The following is a 15,068-nucleotide window of genomic DNA, read 5'->3' on the forward strand; positions in this document are numbered from 1 at the left end:
CGGCATGGCACGAAAAAAAAAGAAACAATCGCAAGGCGTCTATTATCTTATATTGTTTATATGTGCGGTCTGCCTTGCCTATGAACCCGTTGCAAAGATACTTTCGGATGCCAGGCAAAAGAGTTCTACGCCTGCCAAGATAGAACTCACGGCAGGCACACGCCTTGAAATACCGGCAAAGCTGAAGAACGTCTCCGAACAGATTCTCCAGCGGAAAGGCTACACAGTATCCTACAACAAAGATTTAAAGATACCCAATTGGGTAGCCTGGGAACTCACTCCCGAAAAACTGATGGAGCGTGAAAGCCGTACAGACAAGTTCCTGCCCGACCCCGACCTGCCTGAGCACGAGGCAGTAACCACCGATGACTACAAAGGAGCCGGCATGGACCGCGGACATATGTGTCCGGCCGGTGACAACCGCTGGCACTGGAAAGCCATGCAAGAGAGCTTCTACATGACAAACATTTGCCCGCAGAACCACAATCTAAACCGTGGCGACTGGAAAGAACTGGAAGAGTCATGCCGCCGTTGGGCACAAGAAGAAGGCAAGATATACATTGTATGCGGTCCTATTCTCTATGACCAACGTCACCGTACCATTGGTAAGAAGCACAAAATTACAGTGCCCGAAGCATTCTTCAAGGTCGTTCTGTGTGCAGACAGCAATCCCCCCAAAGCCATCGGCTTCATTTATAAGAATGCATCAGGCAATCATCCGTTGGACAGCTACGTCAATACAGTGGACGAAGTGGAACGAATTACAGGTATAGACTTTTTCCCTACCCTTCCGGATGAAATAGAAGAGAAGGTGGAAGCCGAATATGACTTGAAACTGTGGTAAAGGAGTTATTCCTTTACCCAGGCATCTACAATCTCGGCTACATAAACCCGGTGCAATCCGCCGTGGTCACCGCCATACCAACGTTCGTAGACGGAATGGTCGAGAAAGAGTTCTTCTTTCATATCGGTAATGAAAAGCTTGCGGCACTCCAATCCCAGGCGGTCCTGCTCAAAGAGAATGTTTCCCCGCTCGGTAACGATAGGATTCAGACCCGTTTCCTTTACCTTATCCACTTCCCTACCCGATTTACTGCCACAAAGGTTGTAAATGCTCCGGTTTTCCTTTCCTAAAAAAGAAAGGGTGAAATATTCGTTCTCCTCCATAAACTCATACGTATAGCGCTCGGAACGAATAAAGACAAACACCACCGGCTTGTTCCAAAGCCAGCCAATACCTCCCCAACTGGCAGTCATGGTGTTGAAATGTTCTTTACTGCCTGCCGTAACCAGCATCCACTCTTTGCCTATCACTTCGAAGAAGTTCTCGCTTAAATCTTTAATTGCTATTGATTTCATAAGTATATTATTAATAAGAAACACTTACCGGTATACCCGTTTCACGTATCCGTTCCGCAATGCGATCCAGTTCCTCATGAGTGGCCTTCTGCAAATCATGGTCGGGCGTTTCACGGTCGATGGTATAAATCATCACTTGGCGGGGAGCAATCTCCTTGACAGCTTCCAGCCAGGGAAGAACAAATTTATCGGATGTATTATCCATATCTTGTCCTTTATAACTTCCTTTGAGAAACATGGTCTGGATAATGCAGTTCCCTTTGAATGCTTTCATCCCTTCTATAATCTCCCGGATGGAGTAATGTCCGGTAGGACGGTCAAGTACACGGATATACTCTTCATCCACCGTATCCAGTTTAAGGATGTTGTTGTCAATCTTGTTCAAAGCCTCGAATACGGCAGGACGATGAATAAAGGTAGAATTGCTCAGTACGCTCACCTTTGCATTCGGAAAATACTTGTCGCGCAAGGCAAGTGTATCTTCTATGATTTCGGGGAAACGGGGATGTGCCGTCGGTTCTCCATTACCGGCAAAAGTCAGAACATCCGGTGTAGGTCCGTTTTGCTGCATGTCCCGCAGGCGGGCTTCAAGGGCCGAACGGACTTTTTCGCGTGTGGGCAGCGGCTGTTTGGAACGATGGTCGGCATTGAAACCACATTCACAGTAAATGCAGTCGAAAGTGCATACTTTGCCGTCTGCCGGCAATAAATTTATTCCCAAAGATACTCCCAGACGGCGAGAATGAACGGGACCGAATATGGGAGACGGATAAATGACAGTCATACTATTTACGATTTGACGATTTACTATTTACTATTTAATGCTCCGAGTATCTATTAATCTTAGCACTCCAGAGTTCATCCTTGGATTATCATACGGACAAAGATAAAGAAAGAAATAAAAAAGCTATCAATCATTCCTCTAAAACTTGATACGCAGTTGCATCTGCAAGTCCGCTTTCCTATTTCCCGGTATCTCATCATTGCCCGAACCAATCGTCTCCCTATCCTGATAAACCGTCTGTCCGAATTTGGCAAGAAACATGAAGTTCTTACTCAAATCATATCGCAGATGAGCGGAGTAACGGAACCCTTTGCCATAGAAGGAAGGGGTATAGAAAGTATATAACAATCCACGCTCGGAGGCGTAAACACGCGAATCGTAATCGTCCGTATGAAACCAGGTTCCCTGCACGGAAACTGACAGAGGGAAGGGGAAAGTGTACGAGCAAAATTGAGTACACTGATAACCTTGCCGTCTATCAAAGCGATACCCTTCCCCATCCTGCTGACGGAAGTGGTTATAATCTATTGTAGTACGAAAGATATATCTTCCCGGCATATAGGTCAGCCGATAACGGAGTTTATGGTGATAGATAGGTTCGATAACTGCACCGCTTGTACCCGTCACGTCTCTTTCTTTCTGTTTGTACCGATAATTAAAATACATCGAAAGGCTCTTTCGAGGAGTATAAGTAACCTGAAACATGGCATCCACTCCCTTTGAGGGCTTACTTATACGGTATTTCCACCAAGGAAAAGAAAACACATCCAGTGAAGTGAAAAACTTCCACCGGGCGAAAGGTGTGGCCTCTGCTGCCAGATACCATCCGTTCTCATTCTGCGGCATACTGCTTTCGCCAAAGGAACGCCCAAACAAAGTCCAATAATCATATGAATAATACCGGTGAACAAGTAGCAGATGATAATCGGAAGAAAGATTATACTTCAGCCGGTTCAGCAACGCATAGCCTTTACTGCCGGTTGCCGCTTCCCCCACCCAGACAAAACGGCCCAGACGATACCTATAATCCATGCCCACATTATAGAAATCACTTCCATGAAGATTGTACTTTGCATACTTGTTCAACCGAGGCTTGTAAGGACGGTCGAAAAAATAGTAAATCCCCGTCACTCCCACCTTCAGAGAGTTCTTTTCATAGGTCATGTTTCCACCTATCACCTGCAAGACAAAGGCATTCATTTTATCTGCCTCCTTCTGCGTGCGATGCAATCCCGTCTTGTAAATGGAAGTTATCTCGCCATCCTCCACCACACCGTCCATGGAGCGATGCGAATAGAAAGCCGAAATATCCAAGTAAGGCAATACTCCCACCGTTGCCGCCACTCCCCGGAAATAATTGTACTCATCGGTAGAACTATGCTTACGGATGCCTCCGGTACGATATTCTGTTGTAGACATAGAGAATGTTTTTCCTAAACGAAAATCCGTACTAAGTACCAGTCCCTGCCCGAAGCTCAGACGGTAATTGCCCAATGCCAAAGCCTTCAGCCGCCCCAGATTCTTTATCAGAAAATAGAAAGAATAGTAATCATAGCCTTTTCTGTTGTGCAGGGCAAAGAAGGGTTCTCCGGCATCCTTCTCTCCCGTCACGCCTATTTGGAGATAATCTCCATAATGAAAATTATAGCGCAAAGAATGGTAAAGGGAAGGTCCCAGGTAATTCTTCTCATATCCTTTACGGATATAGAACGGTACATCCAAACGTGCCAATGTTTCGTGTTTCCCGTATTTCAGTATAGATTTTAAAGCAGGATACCCCCTACCCGCTTTCACTGCCCGCACACAGACAAAGGGCAGCAGTAGGTCGATGGTACGTTTATCCATCTCCTCCACCAGTTGCAATTCATAAATGGTCTGCATCTGTCCGTGTATATAGACATAAGCCAGAAGATTCTCTATCTGTATATCCGTAAGAAAAGGAAACTGCTCCAATTGCCGTTTAGTGGCGGCATTGAGGTTGACAGGCTCTTGCAGACGTCGGGACAACTCCTCCAATTCATCTTCCCAACCGTATTCTTCCTCATTCCCGATGGAAAGTTGTTCCAAATTTTCTTCCAAAAGAAGTAAAGGCTGTTCTTTCTGAAGGCCGGATATATTTTGAGCTTCAAGCATAGGAGTCATTGACAGCATACTTACAAAAACTCCTATCTTGAGTAATTCCATTAATAGTAGGTCACTTTCATGTTTTGGGAAGCGAAGTTACCTTAAATAAGTTAATTGAGCAAGGAAAAATCAACATGATGCAACAACATTACACAGAATGGTGTACTTTTGCAACATGAACGCAAGGCTTAACATAGTAATACTCATCATGTTTCTTTCTCTCGGAAGCCTGAAATGTTTTGCACAGCAGCAACCACAGTCTGCTGCGCAAAAGAGTGTCTATCTTACTCCCATGTGCGTTTACGAAGGAGATACCATCCCTTATGTCAAGCTCCCCACTGTCTACATCTTCAAGCCGCTTAAATTCAAGAACAAGCGCGACATGAACAAGTACTACAAACTCATTCGTGACGTAAAGAAGGTACTTCCCATCTCCAAGGAGATTAACCGTGCCATCATTGAAACCTACGAATACATGATGACCCTGCCCACCGAGAAAGCCCGCCAGAAACACATGAAAGCAGTAGAGAAAAGCTTGAAGGAGCAATACACTCCCCGCATGAAGAAACTTACCTTTGCCCAAGGCAAACTGTTAATAAAACTGGTAGACCGACAGACCAACTCCACCGGATATGAACTGGTAAAAGCTTTTATGGGCCCTTTCAAAGCCGGTTTCTACCAGACTTTTGCCGCACTCTTCGGCGCCAGTCTAAAGAAGCAATACGACCCTATGGGAGACGATGCATTGACCGAACGGGTGATATTGATGGTAGAAAGCGGACAATTATAAACTGATGTTTATTCCCGCCTTGCGTGCCTGCGAATGTTGAAATTGGCGTTTCACATTATATGTCTTTCCGTCTTTGACGAACTTAGAACCGGTCTGCTTGAACCAGAAGTCCACTTTATTTTCCACACAAATTCTGCGAAGGTCCATCACCCATTCAAAATCACAAGGGCGGGCTTCGTAACCGGATTCTCCCCCTGCAACTATCTGTTCAATCCATTCGCCAACAGCATAAGTACTTAAATCTATCCTTTCCAGCAGCGGTTCACAGATTATTATCTTATGCTTTATGGGAGCTCTCCTATAGATGGGCAAGCGATAATCGGCGCAAGTCTGGTTTTCAACCGTACAACAAATGGTTACATTATCATATCCGTCTCCCCAATCATCGGGCAGACAGTCAGAAAAACGGTCTATACGCTTGGTAATCATCATAAAATGCAGGTCACTGCGACAACGAATCATCTCCCATGCTTCGGCCCGCCATTTGTCAGCATCTTCCACAAAGAAATCGGAAGTAAAGCAGGTGTAGACAAATGTTCCAGGTGGTATCTTGAATTCTCCGTTACGCTTTTTACGCAAAGGCAGGTCAAAGTTTTTTGTCCGCACCACCACCGAACTGTCCACCTCTCGCCGGGCATCACCACGATAAACATAACAATGCTTGCAACCTGCACTCAATTTATGGCAACCATGCCATAAGTTCCACATCATCGACTTCGCAACAATACCGTTCATTCAAACAAAAAACTTATCGTTAACACCATGTTGAAAACTATGTTAGCAACACAAATAATTAGTTATTAAACAATTGATATTAAGCTATATATTCAGTTAATAATAGAATGAACAATTGTTTATTACTACCTATTCGGGTTGTACCTCTCCTGCCATCGGAAGCTCTTTCCAACCTTCACCAAATGCATCATAAGCATCGGTAACCACTACAAAAGCCTTTGGGTCTACTTCCCTTATCTTCTGCTTGATACCTACCACTTCCTTGTAACTCACCACAAGAAACAGCATTTCCTTGTCTACATTGGTATAAAGACCACTACTCTTGATGCAAGTGGCTGTACGGTCCAAATCTTTAAGAATATAGTCGTGCAAAGCGGTAAGGCGCATATCACTGATGACAAACAGTATCTTGTCATTCTTCTCCCCATTTATCACATAGGCCAATACCCTCGAAGTGACAAAAATAGCTATCAGTGAATAGAAAGACAAATGCCACGAAGGTTGTGTAGCATCATCCGGATTTCCGATACCGAAACCGATAACCAATAGGCCGAATCCCACCACAATACCATCTACCAGCAGTATCGCCTTTGAAAAACGTATATGGCAATATTTCTGCAATATCATCGCCACAATATCCGTACCTCCTGTAGTAGCCCGGCTACGCACTACAATACCACAGCCTATACCGATAACCACCGCACCAATCACAGAAGTCAGCATCAAATGGTCGGACATATTCAGACTGCCACCCAGCAACTGTGTAGGGTCCAACTGATGGAGCGCTTCTTCAGAAGGATAGGAGAGGAGAGACAGCACATTCATGGCAAGCGGAGTGAATAGTGCCGCCACGATAGTACGTGCTCCCAATTTTGCTCCCAGTACCAGCACGGAAATGATAAGCAAAGGAATATCAAACATATAACCGAAAGTACCTACCTGAATAGAAGGGAACAGATTATGAAGCACAATACTGGCTCCATACACCCCGCCAGGAACAAGATTATAAGGATTGATAAAGTAAACAAAACCTGCTGCCAGAATAGTACAACCTACAAAAATGCCTATCCATGAAGATATTATCTTTTTCATATCGATATGATTTATATATATTCAGCAAATATACAAAAAATAAGAAAAGACACCAACTGTACAGCAAGTTTTCCACATACAACCGATATGTGTTGAATACATGGTTAACAAAAAGGATAAATTAGGAGATAAAGCATTAATTTACAATGAATGAAGTGGTTGATTATAAAAATAAACCACTGTTCATAAAATCTCTCATCATACCTATATAGAACTAGTTTATTGGATCTATAGATGCAACACGCTGGATCTATAGATGCACCGTGTTCGATCTATAGCTCCAACAAACCCGATATATTGACAGCTTATTAACAGCCCTGTTATTATCTCAGTTTCTTGAATAAATCCCAAATAACAATACCCGCCGTAACCGATACATTCAACGAATGCTTTGTGCCGTATTGAGGAATTTCAATGCAACCGTGCGAATGGTCAATCACTTCTTGTTGAACACCCTTCACTTCATTTCCCATTACCACAGCATACTTTTTAGTCTTGTTCAGCACCAGTTCGTCCAGCATCACACTACCTTCCGCCTGCTCTACAGAATAAACGATGTATCCCTCGGATTTTAGGTTATCAACAGCTTCAACAGAGTTATCAACATATTTCCAATCTACGGTAAATTCCGCTCCCAAAGCTGTTTTGTGCATCTCCGGATGGGGTGGGGTAGCTGTAATGCCACAAAGATAAATGCACTCGATGCGGAAAGCATCCGAAGTACGGAAAACGGAACCTATATTATGGAGACTGCGGATATTATCCAATACCACTACCAAAGGCAGTTTTTCGGCTTCCTTAAATTCCTCTACACTAATACGATTCAGTTCAGTTATCTTCAGTTTACGCATGACAATATACTTTTAAATCTCCCTGCAAAGATACTTTTTTCCGTTTATATCCCGGTTAATAACCGTTGAAAAGGTGTCAATACAATAGGGAAACAATTTTAAAAATAATCCTTGCATTATTCAAAGGTCTGCATATTACAGCAGTGAAACGAACAAACCAAAAAAGTTAAGGAGAATTTTCCAGGCTTCATTCAACATATTTTTCAGCCTGGTTTCATCGGTTTATAACTCTAAAGTTATTAACTTTGCATATTATTAACAACATGTTAATGCTGTTTAGCAGAAGTCTTATTATCAACGGATAAACTTAAAAACCCCGGTTTATAAGCATAAGAGTAAAATTCAGCTTGATACTAATAACTTCATAGGCAAGAAAAATCGTATTTATTTGTCCACACTGTTAACAGCCTATCATTACTATCAAAGGATTTTTAAAGAAGAAAGAGAAATTAAAAAATATAATTATGGATAATCTTATAGAAGCTATCAAGCAGCTGAAGAAGGAGAAGAACGCAATCATTCTGGGGCACTACTACCAGAAAGGTGAAATACAAGATATAGCCGATTACGTGGGCGACAGTCTGGCTTTGGCGCAATGGGCGGCCCGAACGGAGGCGGACATCATCGTGATGTGCGGTGTGCACTTCATGGGAGAAACGGCGAAGGTGCTTTGTCCCGACAAGAAGGTACTGGTGCCCGATATGGCGGCAGGCTGTTCGTTGGCAGACAGTTGTCCGGCAGACAAATTCAGTCAGTTTGTCAAAGAGCATCCCGGATATACGGTGATATCCTATGTGAACACAACGGCTGCCGTAAAGGCGGTGACCGATGTGGTGGTAACTTCTACCAATGCAAAGCAGATTGTGGAAAGCTTCCCCAAAGATGAGAAAATAATCTTTGGCCCGGACCGGAACTTGGGTAATTATATCAACTCCATTACCGGAAGAAATATGTTATTATGGGATGGCGCATGCCATGTACACGAGGAATTCTCGGTTGAAAAGATTGTTGAAATAAAACGGCAGCATCCCGATGCGGTGGTACTGGCACATCCCGAATGCAAGAGTACAGTCTTGAAACTGGCTGATGTGGTAGGCTCTACGGCAGCTTTGCTGAAGTACGCAGTGGCACATCCCGAAAAGAGCTACATTGTAGCTACCGAAAGCGGTATCCTGCACGAGATGCAGAAACAATGCCCGCAGACAACATTTATTCCGGCTCCTCCCAACGACAGCACTTGTGCCTGCAATGAATGCAGTTACATGCGGCTGAATACACTGGAAAAGCTTTATGATTGTTTGAAAAACGAATCACCGGAAATAAAGGTGGATGCTGAGATTGCAGAAAAAGCAGTGAAACCGATTAAGAGGATGTTGGAAATATCGGCTCAACTGGGGTTATAATGTGCTGATATGCCAATGTGCCAATGACCTTTCGGCGTGACAGCGCAGCCAATTAGCACATTGGCACATTAGCATATCAGCACATTAAAAACATTATCTCATTAAGAACTTACACAACTTGTTAGTGGCCAATGCCCGGTGACTGATTTTATTCTTCAGTTCATTCCCCATTTCTGCAAAAGTCTGCGTATATCCTTCGGGAATGAATATGGGATCGTAACCGAAGCCTGAAGCGCCTTTTCTGTTTTTCGTGATTTCTCCTTTCACGATGCCTTCAAACAGATGTTCCTTTCCGTCGATGATAAGTGCAAATACGGTACGGAATTGTGCCTTACGGTTCTCGATGCCCTCCATATCTTTCAGCAACTTCTTCATGTTTGCTTCCGAATTGTGTGCATCGCCGGCATAACGGGCGGAATATACACCCGGTGCCCCACCAAGGGCCTCCACTTCCAAACCGGTATCATCGGCAAAACAATCCAGATGATAGTTATCGAAGATATATCTTGCTTTCAGCAAAGCATTTCCTTCAAGTGTGTCTGCAGTTTCCGGAATGTCAGTATCGCATTTGATATCCTTCATGCTGAGAAGTTCGACCTTCTCTCCCAAAATGGCAGTCACTTCTTCCAGTTTGTGTGAATTGTTGGTGGCAAATACAAATTTCTTTCTCATATTATGTTCTCCTTATACTTGTGGCTTATACAAGTCCCTATTTCACTTTCAACCGGTCGAAACCTTCTCCGTATACACCGATGACGGAACTTTGGGAAATGAAAGCGTTCGGGTCTATATCTTTCACCATCCGGAATATTTCTACCGATTGGCGTTTGTAGGCAAGGACGACCAGTACCTTCACGTTGTGTTTACTGTACCAGCCGATACCGTCGAGTACCGTTACACCGCGATGGGTTTCTTTGGTGATGCGGTCGGCAATCTTTTCATATTCTTTGGAGAAAATAAAGAACTGGACGGATTGCCGGGCACTGTTGACTATGTAATCCAGTACAAATCCGATAACAAACAAAGTTACAAAACCAAATATCACACGTCGCCAGTCATGGAATACCACATAACAGGAACTGATGATGATGAAGTCGCAAGCCATAATCATGCGTCCCAGCGTGACATCCTTGTATTTATGGATGATGGCTGCAATGATGTCCGTACCTCCCGTGCTGCCGTTGCAGTTGAACACGATACCCAGTCCGGCACCGCACATTGCCGCACCTATCAGGCAAGCCATGAAGTCTTGTCCTTCGCCCAGCAGTTGGGGAGGGACGCCGTCCGAACCGTTCACCAGCAACTGGAAAAACCATAAGAAGAAAGTGAGTCCGAAGATGGCAAACGTAGTCTTGATACTGAACTTCGGTCCGAGTATCTTGATGGCAAAAGTCATCAGTACGGCATTGATGATGAAGTATGACCACTGGATGGGAAATCCGGTGGCATAATAGATGATGGCACCGATACCGGTAGTACCTCCGGTCGTAATCTGATAGGGAATGAGGAATGCCGCCCATCCCAGTGCATAGCTGATGAGTCCCAGAGTGATGAAGATATAATCCTTCAGCTCTCTCGTCACTTCCGCTTTGGTTGGTTTTGTAATTTGCATATCTGTTATTTGACAACGATGTTCACAATCTTCTTCGGCACTACGATTACTTTGACGATGGACTTGCCTTCCATCCATTTTTCAGAACGTTCGTCGGCCAATACAGCAGTCTGGATGGCATCCGATGCCGCATCTGCCGGGAACTCCATGTTGAACCGTGCTTTTCCGTTGAAGGAAACGGTGTAGTTGACCGTATTTTCCACCAAGTATTCTTCGTTGCATACCGGCCACTTGGCATCGCATACGGAGCCTGCATTGCCCAGTGTCTCCCACAACTCTTCGCATACATGCGGAGCAAAGGGAGCCAGAACGATGATAAACTGGTTCAGGATTTCCTTCTTGCTGCACTTCATTCCGAACAACTCGTTTACACAAATCATAAAGGCACTGATACTTGTGTTGTAAGAGAATTGCTCGATGTCTCCTGTCACTTTCTTAATCAGTTTATGGAGGGATTTCAGTTCTTCCTTGGTGGCAGGTTCATCCGTTACCAGATAATTGTCGTTGCGGTCGTAGAACAGTGACCAGAACTTCTTGATGAAGCGGTGCACACCGTCTATTCCGTTTGTATCCCACGGCTTTGATTGTTCTACCGGGCCGAGGAACATTTCGTACATGCGGAGAGTGTCGGCACCGTATTTGTCGACAATCATGTCGGGATTGACCACATTGAACATGGATTTACTCATCTTTTCCACAGCCCATCCACAGATGTACTTGCCGTCTTCCAGAATAAACTCGGCAGTTTCGTATTCTGGACGCCATGCCTTGAAAGCTTCAAGGTCCAGAACATCATTGGATACGATATTCACATCTACGTGGAGTGGGGTAGTGTCGTACTGGTCTTTCAGATTTAGGGACACGAATGTATTGGTATCTTTGATGCGATAGACGAAATTGCTCCGTCCTTGAATCATACCTTGGTTCACCAGCTTTTGGAACGGTTCTTCGGCTACGGAAATGCCGAGGTCGTACAGGAACTTATTCCAGAAACGGGAGTATATCAAGTGACCGGTGGCATGTTCGGTACCGCCTACGTAAAGGTCTACATTGTGCCAGTACTCATCCGTTTTCTTGTCTACAAGTGCCTGGTTGTTGTGTGGGTCCATGTAGCGCAGATAATAGGCGCTTGAACCGGCAAATCCGGGCATAGTATTGAGTTCCAGCGGGAAGACGGTGATGTTGTCTATCTTTTCGTTTTCTACGACGCATTTGTTTACGGTATTCCAAGCCCATTTTGCGGCATGTCCCAATGGAGGTTCACCGGTTTCGGTAGGCAGGAATTTGGCTACTTCGGGCAGTTCCAAGGGCAGGGCGCTCTCGTCAATCATGTAAGGCATGTTGTCCTTGTAGTAAACCGGGAACGGCTCGCCCCAATAGCGCTGGCGTGAGAAGATGGCATCGCGCAGACGGAAGTTCACCTTTACACGTCCCAAGTTATGCTCTTTCACATATTTCTTGGTAGCGGCAATCGCTTCCTTGATGGTCAGCCCGTTCAGTGAGAGGTCGCAATAGGGAGTAACGCCTTCGCGTGGAGAGTTGCATACAATGCCTTCCTTGGCATCGAAGCTCTCTTCGCTTACATCGCAGCCTTCTACCAACGGACGAATTTCGAGACCGAAGTGCTTGGCAAAAGCATAGTCACGGCTGTCGTGCGCAGGCACAGCCATGATGGCACCCGTACCGTATCCTGCAAGTACATAGTCGCTTATCCAGATGGGAACTGCCTCACCGGTAAAGGGATTGATGGCATAGCTTCCGGAGAATGCACCGGTAACGCTACGGTCGGCAATACGTTCGCGTTCGGTACGTTTCTTGGTGCGTTCCAGATAAGCGTTTACTTCATCTTTCTGTGTGTCGGTGGTAAGTTGCTGTACCAGTTCGCTTTCGGGAGCCAATACCATGAAGGTGACGCCGAACATGGTATCTGCACGGGTGGTGAAGATAGTGAATTCCAAATCGCTGTCTTTTACCTTGAATTCTATTTCAGCGCCTTCGCTGCGTCCTATCCAGTTCTTTTGGGTTTCTTTCAGGGATTCGGTCCAGTCGATGGTATCGAGTCCGTCCAGCAAGCGTTGTGCATAGGCAGATACACGGAGGCACCATTGACGCATCTTCTTTTGAATGACGGGGAAGCCGCCTCGTTCGCTTACGCCGTCCACCACTTCATCGTTGGCAAGTACGGTTCCCAGCTGAGGGCACCAGTTTACCATCGTCTCGCCCAGATAGGCTATACGGTAGTTCATCAGGATTTCCTGCTGTTCCTTTTCGCTCTTGGCATTCCACTCTGCGGCGGTGAAACTCAGTTCTTCGCTGCAAGCCACGTTTATTCCTTCGGTACCGGTTTGGCTGAATGCTTCAATCAGTTCCTGGATGGGACGTGCCTGCTTTTCATCGTTGCAGTAGTAGCTGTTGAACATCTTTTGGAATGCCCATTGGGTCCAATGGTAATATTCCGGTTCGCAGGTACGGATTTCGCGGTTCCAGTCGAAAGAGAAACCTATCTTATCCAACTGTTCGCGGTATCGGTTGATATTGTTGACGGTCGTAATTGCAGGGTGCTGTCCCGTTTGTATGGCATATTGCTCTGCTGGAAGTCCGTAAGCGTCATATCCCATGGGATTCAGTACATTGAAACCTTGCAGTCGTTTGTAGCGGGCGTAAATATCCGAAGCAATATATCCCAGCGGATGACCTACATGCAATCCCGCACCGGAGGGGTAGGGGAACATGTTCAGTACATAGAATTTTTTCTTCGTTTCGTCTTCCGTCACTTGGTAGGTTTTGTTTTCCACCCACCTTTTCTGCCATTTCTTTTCAATTTCCCTGAAATTGTATTCCATAGTGGTACTTATTAATATTTTGTTGAAAACATTGTTTATTCAATGGTTAAAACCGGTTAGTATCCGGTTAATATCGGTGCAAAGTTACGGGTTTATTTTCAGATTTGTAGCGAAGTAACATAAAAAACAATGGCAAAGGCTTGATAATTCACTTTTTATTACTTATATTTGTGATGTGCTTTTAAAACTAATTTTTTGTTTGTAATACAAATAATAGCTAAATTGATTCAATAGGATATTTACTAAAAGATTTTTAGGATATAGCGAAGGATGAAGTCTGGGAAGATTTCATCCTTCGCGTTTTTTGTCTGTGTATTCGGCAGATTGTTGTTTATTATTCTGCCGATAAATGAGAGTTCGTTCAATAGGCTTCTAATAAGGGATTTAAAGATTTACTAAAACTCGAAGGAAGATTTACTAAATCTTTCCTCCCGTTTTAGTAAATCTTCCTTCGAGTTTTAGTAAATCCTCCCTGAACATTATTTATGGTTGGTTTCATTGTATTGAAAAAAGAAAGTACGTATATTTGTGCGACTTATCGGAAGTGTATGAACGCAATGAAAAATTATACTTATCATCTTGTCGCCGTCCTTACGGTAGGTATTTGGGGGCTGACCTTTATTTCAACGAAAGTATTGATTGGGCACGGTCTTTCTCCGCAGGAAATATTCTTGCTTCGTTTCCTGATAGCTTATATGGGCATTTGGCTTATTTCTCCCCGAAAACTGTTTGCCGACAATTGGAAAGATGAATTTTGGATGTTTTTAGGAGGCATAACAGGCGGTTCATTCTACTTTTTTACAGAAAATACAGCTTTGGAGATTACATTGGCGACGAATGTGTCGTTTATTGTCTGTACGGCTCCGTTGCTCACCACCATTCTTTCTTTGTGGATTTATAAAAAGGAAAAGGCTACCCGTGGATTGATGGCTGGTTCATTGCTGGCATTGGTTGGTGTGGCATTGGTGGTTTATAATGGTAGTTTTGTATTGAAGATTTCTCCTTTAGGTGATTTCCTTACTTTGCTTGCTGCTTTTTCCTGGGCATTCTATAGCTTGATAATGAGAAAAATGTCCAATTGTTATGGTATAACTTTCATTACCCGTAAGATATTTTTTTATGGAGTATTGACTATTCTTCCTGCATTTCTGATTCATCCCTGGAATTTCGACATTGCCCGTCTTCTCGAGCCGGCTATTCTGTTCAATTTACTTTTCCTGGGTGTATTGGCTTCCTTGATTTGTTTTGTAGTCTGGAACGTAGTATTAAAACAGCTGGGAACGATAAGAGCTTCCAACTATATTTATCTGAATCCTCTCTTCACTCTGGTAGGTTCTGCTTTTCTGCTTGGCGAACAGCTTACTATAGTTGCTTTGATGGGGGCGATACTGATATTGGGGGGAGTTTATTGGGCAGGAAAAAAATAAATACAAGATAAATGGGGTTGTGTCTGCAAAGACACAGCCCCATTATTA

The 15,068-nt window shown here is 44.2% G+C and carries 13 protein-coding genes; 4 read left to right on the top strand and 9 right to left on the bottom strand.

Features of this window, described 5'->3' with window-relative positions; translation table 11 throughout:
- Positions 1–4 precede the first annotated feature (4 nt).
- The gene (locus NQ510_RS04725; RefSeq protein WP_005825215.1) at positions 5–844 is read left to right on the top strand and encodes a DNA/RNA non-specific endonuclease; all 840 of its coding nucleotides are present in this window, start codon (positions 5–7) and stop codon (positions 842–844) included.
- A gap of 5 nt (positions 845–849) precedes the next feature.
- On the opposite strand, the gene NQ510_RS04730 is transcribed toward NQ510_RS04725, so the two are convergent.
- From NQ510_RS04730 to NQ510_RS04740, 3 genes are all read right to left on the bottom strand, one after another.
- Positions 850–1,359: a flavin reductase family protein gene (locus NQ510_RS04730; RefSeq protein WP_009037517.1), complete on the bottom strand. Its 510-nt coding sequence runs from the start codon at positions 1,357–1,359 to the stop codon at positions 850–852.
- 10 nt (positions 1,360–1,369) lie between these two features.
- On the bottom strand, positions 1,370–2,143 hold the full coding sequence (locus NQ510_RS04735; RefSeq protein ID WP_034525437.1) for a radical SAM protein: 774 nt from the start codon (positions 2,141–2,143) through the stop codon (positions 1,370–1,372).
- Positions 2,144–2,281: 138 nt separating this feature from the next.
- Entirely contained in the window at positions 2,282–4,327 is a 2,046-nt protein-coding gene (locus NQ510_RS04740; protein ID WP_005825210.1) for a helix-hairpin-helix domain-containing protein, read from the bottom strand.
- Between the two features lie 97 nt (positions 4,328–4,424).
- Here NQ510_RS04740 and NQ510_RS04745 point away from each other — a divergent pair, with 97 nt between their 5' ends.
- Positions 4,425–5,057, top strand: coding sequence for a DUF4294 domain-containing protein (locus tag NQ510_RS04745; protein ID WP_005833968.1), 633 nt, complete (start codon positions 4,425–4,427; stop codon positions 5,055–5,057).
- On the opposite strand, the gene NQ510_RS04750 is transcribed toward NQ510_RS04745, so the two are convergent.
- The 3 genes from NQ510_RS04750 to NQ510_RS04760 form a co-directional block, all read right to left on the bottom strand.
- Positions 5,052–5,792 (bottom strand): DUF5131 family protein, encoded by a 741-nt coding sequence (locus tag NQ510_RS04750; RefSeq protein WP_005825207.1) that lies wholly within the window; start codon positions 5,790–5,792, stop codon positions 5,052–5,054. The genes NQ510_RS04745 and NQ510_RS04750 overlap by 6 nt on opposite strands.
- Positions 5,793–5,921: 129 nt before the next feature.
- Entirely contained in the window at positions 5,922–6,884 is a 963-nt protein-coding gene (locus NQ510_RS04755) for a YitT family protein (RefSeq protein WP_005825206.1), read from the bottom strand.
- 323 nt (positions 6,885–7,207) lie between these two features.
- Positions 7,208–7,735, bottom strand: coding sequence for an RNA methyltransferase (locus NQ510_RS04760; RefSeq protein WP_005825205.1), 528 nt, complete (start codon positions 7,733–7,735; stop codon positions 7,208–7,210).
- A gap of 464 nt (positions 7,736–8,199) precedes the next feature.
- Between NQ510_RS04760 and nadA the strand changes: the two genes are divergently transcribed.
- Positions 8,200–9,138 (top strand): quinolinate synthase NadA, encoded by a 939-nt coding sequence (gene nadA / locus NQ510_RS04765; protein WP_005825202.1) that lies wholly within the window; start codon positions 8,200–8,202, stop codon positions 9,136–9,138.
- A 93-nt stretch (positions 9,139–9,231) separates the two neighbouring features.
- On the opposite strand, the gene NQ510_RS04770 is transcribed toward nadA, so the two are convergent.
- Genes NQ510_RS04770 through leuS form a run of 3 tightly spaced genes read right to left on the bottom strand, consistent with a single transcriptional unit; the run spans position 9,232 to position 13,593 of the window.
- A complete protein-coding gene (locus tag NQ510_RS04770) occupies positions 9,232–9,810 on the bottom strand; it encodes a non-canonical purine NTP diphosphatase (RefSeq protein WP_005825199.1) in 579 nt (192 codons plus the stop codon).
- 37 nt (positions 9,811–9,847) lie between these two features.
- Positions 9,848–10,750 (bottom strand): YitT family protein, encoded by a 903-nt coding sequence (locus NQ510_RS04775; protein ID WP_005825197.1) that lies wholly within the window; start codon positions 10,748–10,750, stop codon positions 9,848–9,850.
- 5 nt (positions 10,751–10,755) lie between these two features.
- Complete coding sequence (gene leuS, locus NQ510_RS04780) at positions 10,756–13,593, bottom strand: leucine--tRNA ligase (protein ID WP_005825196.1); 2,838 nt, start codon at positions 13,591–13,593, stop codon at positions 10,756–10,758.
- Between the two features lie 548 nt (positions 13,594–14,141).
- Between leuS and NQ510_RS04785 the strand changes: the two genes are divergently transcribed.
- A complete protein-coding gene (locus NQ510_RS04785) occupies positions 14,142–15,020 on the top strand; it encodes a DMT family transporter (protein WP_034525442.1) in 879 nt (292 codons plus the stop codon).
- The last annotated feature ends 48 nt before the right edge of the window (positions 15,021–15,068 follow it).

Origin of the sequence: Bacteroides uniformis (assembly GCF_025147485.1) — a bacterium.
GTDB lineage: Bacteria > Bacteroidota > Bacteroidia > Bacteroidales > Bacteroidaceae > Bacteroides > Bacteroides uniformis.